Raw genomic sequence first — 6,435 nt, forward strand, 5'->3', positions numbered from 1 at the left:
TGTTGACGCTGGTTTCCCGTTCCGCCTTGACGCGAAAACGCTGGCGATCCCTTTGCTCAAGGATGATCTGATCCAACATCTCCAGCGCTGTCTTCATCGCGCTGGCGAACGCTTCCTGCATCTCCCGCAACATCCACTGCTCAAGCTCTTTCATTGAGGGAATGATTGTGGTAAAGTGCTGCACAGGAGCTTCCTCCTCTTGGTATGTGTTTTGTGGCAAATTCACATTACCAAGGGAGAAGCTCTTTTTCTATGTTCGCTTTTTCCAGACTTTACCCCCACGCAAATTTTACTCTAACCCTGGACATTTTCCGGCCCCGGCCTTTTTTCTTTCTTTACAGATGGCTGCGCGTTTTGTTATTGTTAACTAGACGGTCTGAGAAAGGTTAACATTTTGCGAACCCTACCCCACAGGCAAGGAGGAGAACCGGATGCACGCAAAAACGGCCATGGACTGGAACGCGCTGGCGGACAAGGCGTTGGCCGGCCGGTGCCTGTCCGCGGAAGAAAGCCTGGCGGTGCTGCAAGCGGATGACGGGGAGGTGCTCGCGCTCCTGAACGCGGCTTTTCGGGTGCGCCGCCACCATTTCGGCACCAGGGTCAAGCTGAACATGATCATCAACGCCAAAAGCGGTCTCTGCCCGGAAGATTGCGGCTATTGCGCCCAGTCGTCCGTGTCGTCGGCCCCGGTGCCCAGGTATGCCCTTCTGGACAAGGAGACGATTCTGGCCGGCGCCCGGGAAGCGATGGCCCGAAAGGCCGGCACCTACTGCATCGTCGCGTCGGGCAGGCGGCCCACCGACCGGGAGCTGGCGCAGGTGGCCGAAGCCGTGCGCGAAATCCGCGCCACGATGCCGCTCAAGATCTGCGCCTGCCTCGGCCTGCTGGACGAGGAACAGGCGAAACGGCTGGCGGAAGCCGGCGTCCACCGCTACAACCATAACCTGAACACGAGCCGGGGCCGCTACCCTGCCATTGCGTCCACCCACACGTACGACCAGCGGGTGGCCACGATCGAAGCCGTCAGGCGGGCCGGCATCTCCCCCTGCTCGGGCGTGATCATCGGCATGGGCGAAACCGACGAGGAAATCGTCGAGATGGCCATGGCGTTGCGCGAGCTGGACGTCGATTCGGTGCCGGTCAACTTCCTGCACCCGATCCCCGGCACGCCGCTCGCAGGCGCCGGCCTGACGCCGCCGCTGAAGGCGCTGAAGGTGCTGGCGCTGTTCCGCTTCCTCCTGCCGGCGAAAGAAATCCGAGTGGCCGGCGGACGGGAGATCAGCCTGCGGTCCCTGCAGCCGCTCGCCCTGTATGCGGCCAACTCGATCTTTGTGGGCGACTACCTGACGACGCCCGGGCAGGACGTGACCGCCGATCACCAGATGATCGAAGACCTCGGCTTCGAGATTGAACGCTGCGCCCTGTGAGGCGTTCCGGGTCCGCAACGCGAAACGCCCCGCTTCCGGCATGGAGCGGGGCGTTTCTTCAGCGGAGCGGATTACGCCGTCAGTTCGCCCTGAACGCCGGCTTTTCTTGGTTTGGCTGACCGGCGGAAATAAAGCCATTCATACACGCACGGCATGATGATCAGGGCGAGCGCCGTGGCCACGGTGAGGCCGCCGATGACGATGACGGCGGGGCCTTGCGAGACGTGCAACCGGATTCCGTCCGGCCAAACACCGGCGACAGCATCGAAATGAGGGCGATCATGCCCAGGTCGGCGAAATCCTGCAACAGCTCCGCGGAAGCGCCGCCGACGTACAGCTGCACGCCTTCCGGAAGCTCGGGTTCGTTCATGGCCTTGCGGATTTCGCCGCCGACGACGGACAGTTGGCGGGGTTTGACCGCGGCCGTGACGCGGATGTAGTCCTTGCCGTCCATATGATAGAAGACGGTCGGTTGTTCTTCCCTGACCCAGCGGGCGAATCGTGTCACCGGCTGCAGTCTAGGGGTCCGTCAGGACGGCGATCGCTCCACATCGGCGGCGGACGCCGGCGCGAAAACCGGCTCTCGACGATGACGGGAAGCTGCTGCCCGGCGACGGACAGCGCGCCGACCGGCACGGGATCCCGTTGAGGCGCCGGAATTTCCGCAAACCTTTTGCCGTAAAAATGAGTGAGGCCTCACTCTTGACAATGGGAACGATCGACAGCAAAATGAAAGTGAGTAATCACTCACTATCAAAAAAGGAGTGACTCCCATGTCCGCGCCCGCCCACACGACGGTTTCTCCGCCGGATCACGACATTTGCATCTCCGTCCGCAGCGTGACCCGCGTCTTCGGCAAGCGGGTGGTGCTTGAAAACGTCGACTTGGCCGTGCGCCTCGGGGAAATTTTCGGCCTGCTCGGCCCGTCGGGCGCCGGCAAAACGACGCTGGTCCGGCTCATCTGCGGTCTCGACCTGCCGAACCGCGGCGAAATCCGCCTGCTCGGGGTGCCCATGCCCCGCCTGGACATGTTCGGCCGCATCGGCTACATGGCGCAATCCGACGCGCTGTACAACGAGCTGACCGCCAGGGAAAACCTGACGTTTTTCGCTTCGCTCTACGGCATGCGCGGCGCCGCGCTCAAACGGCGCATCGCCGGACTGGCGGAACTTCTCCGCCTGCGGGACGACCTGAACAAGCCCGTCCACCAGTATTCCGGCGGGATGAAGCGCCGGCTCTCGCTGGCGATCGCGCTTGTGCACGAGCCGGAGGTGCTCGTGCTTGACGAGCCGACCGTGGGCATCGACCCCGAGCTGCGGGCGTCCATCTGGGAAGAGCTTCGCCGGCTCTCCGCCCGGGGCGTCACCGTGCTCGTCACGACGCACGTCATGGACGAGGCGGAAAAATGCGACCGGCTTGCCATGATCCGGAACGGCGGGATCATCGCCTGCGGCACGCCGGACGAACTGAAACGGGCCGCGGGCGGACAATCCATGGAGGAAGCGTTTCTGCATTTCGGAGGTGCCGCGTCATGAGAATCCGTGCGTTGGCCTTGCGCATCATCCGGCAGTTCTGGAAAGACAAGCGGACGCTGGCGCTGATGCTGGTTGCCCCGCTTCTCGTGCTCACGCTGGTCAAGCTGGTGCTGGACGTGGACGACATCGCGCCCCGGATCGGCGTGGCCGGCGCTCCCACGGCCATGGCGGAAACGTTGGCGGAAACCGGCGCGGAAGTGACCGTCTACGACGACGTCGCGGCGGCCATGCGCGATCTGGAAGACCTTGAGCTGGACGCGGTGGTGGCGCTGGAAAACGGCCGGCCGCGCGTCACGCTGGAAGGCAGCAGCCCGACCCGCAACGCCGCGGTGATGCGGACGCTGCAGCAAGCGATGCGGACGCTGGTGCCGGGCGGCCGGACCGTCGAGCCCGTCATCGCCTATCTGCACGGTTCGGAAAACCGCGATCTGTTCGATTTTTACGGTTCCATGCTCGTCGGCTTTTTCTCGTTCTTCTTCGTGTTCATCGTCGCCGGGGTGTCGTTCTTGCGGGAACGCACCTCGGGAACGCTGCAGCGGCTGCTCGCCACGCCGCTCAGGCGCTGGGAAGTGGTAGCCGGTTACCTGCTCGGGTTCGGCCTGTTCACGGCGATCCAGGCCACGATCGTCGTCTGGTTTGCCACACGGGTGCTGGGCATCGCCCTCGAAGGGTCGTTCGGTCTCGTGCTGCTGGCAAACCTGTTCATCGTGCTGTCCGCGTTGACGCTGGGCACGCTCATGTCCGCGTTCGCAAACAACGAATTCCAGGTTTTTCAATTCATCCCGCTGGTCGTCGTTCCGCAGGTCTTTTTCTGCGGGCTGATCGACCTGGAGACGATGCCGGAATGGCTGCAGACGGTCGGGCACGCCCTGCCGCTCTATTACGGGGCGAAAGCGATGCAGGCCATCATGCTGCGCGGCGCCGGGTGGGGCGACATCGCGGCGGACGTCGCCGTGCTGGTCGGATTCTCGCTCGCCTTCGCTCTTCTGAACGTGCTCGCGCTGCGCAAGCACCGCGCCATCTGACCGACCGGCGCATCCCCTCCTCCGTTTGCCTCGGGCCTGCGGAAACCCTCCGGTCCGCAAACTTCGGGAGCCGGCCCGGCGGTTCCGGCCCCGACGTTCCGGACCGGGGGTTTCGGTCAGGCTCTTTTTCGGTTATATAAAGAGGCAGGAACCAAAGCCCCAAAGCCCAAAAGGAGGCGACGCCGTTGACGGACGCATGGAAGGAATGGCTGGAGGAACTGGCGCGCCAGTACGAAAGAGGAGCACGCACGGAGAAACAGGCCCGCATTCTCCGGGCGGCCATGGAAGTGTTTGCGGAAAAAGGCTACGCCGCCGCGTCGACGAGCGAGATCGCGCAGCGGGCGGGGGTGGCCGAAGGGACGATTTTCCGGCACTACAAGTCCAAAAAGGATTTGCTGTTTTCCATCGTCGCCCCGTTCGTGGCCCATCTGATCGAACCGTTCGTGCTGCGCGATTTTGTTCCGGTGCTCGAAAAAGAATATGCGAATACGGAAGAATTCCTGCGTACGTTGCTGGACAACCGGATCGCCTTCGCCCAGAAGAACCTGCCCGTGATCCGGATCTTGCTGCAGGAGGTGCCGTTCCACCCGGATCTGCGGGAACAGTTTCTCAACCGGGTCGCGCCCCGCGTGCTGGAACGGTTCATCCGGATCGTGGAGCGGTACCAGGACAAGGGAGAAATTGTCGCCTGGCCTTCTCTCACCGTGATCCGGCTAGCTGCTTCGACGCTGTTCGGCTATCTGATCACCCGCTTTTTCTTGCAGCCCGAAGGCTGGGACGACGAAAAAGAAAAGGAAGCGACGATACGCTTCCTCCTGAAAGGATTGCAGCCGGAGCCGAAAGAAGAGGCGCCCGGGCCGTGACCGGCATCCGGCCGCGTTCCCGCAGACCGGCGGGTCGCTCCGCCTGCAGCCGGGACGGAGGTCAGGCCGATGCCGTCACCGCCTTGTCGAGCCGGCGGAACCGGTACAGCAAACCGAGCGCGGCCAGCGACAGAACGCCGGAAGCGGCGAACGGCAGCCAGTCCGCGGTCCAGAGCAGCGCCGCGCCGAGCAGCGGCCCGACGATGCGGCCCAGACTGTCCATCGCGGAGCTGAGCCCGGATGCCGCGCCCTGTCCCACCGTCGTTTTCTGGGTGATGAGCGACGTCACGCACGGGCGTGCGATCGCGTTGCCGACGCCGAAGATGCACAGGCTCACCGTGGCCGCCAGCCAGCTGTCGGCAGCCAGCAGCAGGAAAAATCCCGCGGCGGAAAGCACAAGGCCGATGCCGATGTACATGCCTTCCTGGCCGTGCCTGATCTTGCGCCGCACGAAACCGCCCTGCACAAGCGCGCCGACCAGGCCGCAGAAGAAGAACATGAGCCCGACGTTGAGCGGCGTGACGGCAAAACGTTCCATGCCGTACAGCTGCAGCGTCGCCTCCAGAATCGCCAGGGAAAACGTGACGAAAAAGGCGAGCACATACAAATATTTAAGCGACCCGCGGAAGGCGTCCCAACGGGACGTCCTCGCCTCGCGCCCCGCCGTTCCTCTCCGTTCGGGCGGCAGCGATTCGGGCAACCGGGCCCATCCCAGCGCGAACGTCAGCAGCGACAGCCCGGCCGCAGCGAAAAACGGCGCGGAAAGCGACGCTTCGCTCAGCACGCCGCCGACAAACGGCCCGAACGTGAAACCGAGGCCGATGCTCATGCCGACGACGGCCATTCCCCGCGTCCGCTCCGCTTCAGTTGTAATGTCCGCCACGTAGGCGACGATGGAAGCGGTGACGGCGCCGGAAAACAGCCCGCCGAGGAGCCTTGAAGCGTACATCATCCACAGCCGGTCCCCCGCCAGCCCGAACAACAGAAAGCTGACGCAAAAGCCGAGCACGCCGGTCATGATGACGGGGCGGCGGCCGATACGATCCGACAGGTTCCCCCAGAACGGAGACATGACAAAGGAAACAAGCGAATACAGCGACAGCATCAACCCGGTATGCCATTCGGCCGATTCCCGGTCGACGACCGCCACCGTCTGCGGCAACACGGGGATGATGATGCCGAATCCGATAAAAACCGTAAAGAGCATGATGGCGGCTACAACCAACTTGCCGTTCACGACGGTCCCCCGCTTCCCGAAAAAGTCCAACCCCTATAGTAACATGCGGACGGGCCGGTTCCAAATTCAGCCCTTCTCCCCGCCCCGTCTGAGTCAAGCTAGTGTAGGCACCTTTTTTGGATTCCTGGATGCGAACTTGAAAAGAACCTTTCCCTTGTAAGCGCTTTTGATCTTCTTCCTTATGGGATTGGCGATTCATTTTTCTGGTATTAGTATCCTCCAAGCCCTTTCAATGCCATGCCCGTTGTGCTACTCTGCCACGGCCCCCTAAGCAACCGGATCATCCCGTTAACGTATCCTTTGGTCGGTCGTATAACGTCCCTTAGCAACTTCCGAATGCTGACGGAG

General features: G+C 62.9%; 7 protein-coding genes. 4 read left to right on the forward strand and 3 right to left on the reverse strand.

From position 1 onward, the window contains the following. The coding region (locus A9Z00_RS13240; protein WP_278342317.1) for a UPF0236 family transposase-like protein at nt 1-184 on the reverse strand (184 nt) is incomplete at its 3' end. Between the two features lie 247 nt (nt 185-431). Between A9Z00_RS13240 and bioB the strand changes: the two genes are divergently transcribed. Next, nucleotides 432-1,427 (forward strand): biotin synthase BioB, encoded by a 996-nt coding sequence (gene bioB / locus A9Z00_RS13245; protein ID WP_296978349.1) that lies wholly within the window; start codon nt 432-434, stop codon nt 1,425-1,427. Between the two features lie 160 nt (nt 1,428-1,587). Here the strand turns inward: bioB and A9Z00_RS13250 are convergent, their stop codons facing one another. Further along, nucleotides 1,588-1,881, reverse strand: coding sequence for a hypothetical protein (locus A9Z00_RS13250; RefSeq protein WP_296978351.1), 294 nt, complete (start codon nt 1,879-1,881; stop codon nt 1,588-1,590). 319 nt (nt 1,882-2,200) lie between these two features. Here A9Z00_RS13250 and A9Z00_RS13255 point away from each other — a divergent pair, with 319 nt between their 5' ends. The 3 genes from A9Z00_RS13255 to A9Z00_RS13265 all read left to right on the forward strand — a co-directional run bounded on the left by A9Z00_RS13255 (nt 2,201) and on the right by A9Z00_RS13265 (nt 4,850). Further along, on the forward strand, nt 2,201-2,962 hold the full coding sequence (locus A9Z00_RS13255) for an ABC transporter ATP-binding protein (protein ID WP_296978354.1): 762 nt from the start codon (nt 2,201-2,203) through the stop codon (nt 2,960-2,962). Next, complete coding sequence (locus A9Z00_RS13260; protein WP_296978356.1) at nt 2,959-3,987, forward strand: ABC transporter permease; 1,029 nt, start codon at nt 2,959-2,961, stop codon at nt 3,985-3,987. Before A9Z00_RS13255 ends, A9Z00_RS13260 begins: the two co-directional genes overlap by 4 nt. Nucleotides 3,988-4,172: 185 nt before the next feature. Then, nucleotides 4,173-4,850, forward strand: coding sequence for a TetR/AcrR family transcriptional regulator (locus A9Z00_RS13265; protein ID WP_296978361.1), 678 nt, complete (start codon nt 4,173-4,175; stop codon nt 4,848-4,850). A gap of 61 nt (nt 4,851-4,911) precedes the next feature. Here the strand turns inward: A9Z00_RS13265 and A9Z00_RS13270 are convergent, their stop codons facing one another. Next, on the reverse strand, nt 4,912-6,087 hold the full coding sequence (locus tag A9Z00_RS13270) for an MFS transporter (protein ID WP_296978402.1): 1,176 nt from the start codon (nt 6,085-6,087) through the stop codon (nt 4,912-4,914). Between the last annotated feature and the right edge of the window lie 348 nt (nt 6,088-6,435).

The sequence above is a fragment of the Thermobacillus sp. ZCTH02-B1 genome (assembly GCF_002159085.1).
Lineage (GTDB): Bacteria > Bacillota > Bacilli > Paenibacillales > Paenibacillaceae > Thermobacillus.

What these genes read in the sequence shown, in the direction of transcription:
- A9Z00_RS13255 (WP_296978354.1), top strand. Translation starts at nt 2,201, where the DNA reads ATGTCCGCGCCCGCCCACACGACGGTTTCTCCGCCGGATCACGACATT.
- A9Z00_RS13260 (WP_296978356.1), top strand. Translation starts at nt 2,959, where the DNA reads ATGAGAATCCGTGCGTTGGCCTTGCGCATCATCCGGCAGTTCTGGAAA.
- A9Z00_RS13250 (WP_296978351.1), bottom strand. Translation starts at nt 1,881, where the DNA reads ATGGACGGCAAGGACTACATCCGCGTCACGGCCGCGGTCAAACCCCGC.
- bioB (WP_296978349.1), top strand. Translation starts at nt 432, where the DNA reads ATGCACGCAAAAACGGCCATGGACTGGAACGCGCTGGCGGACAAGGCG.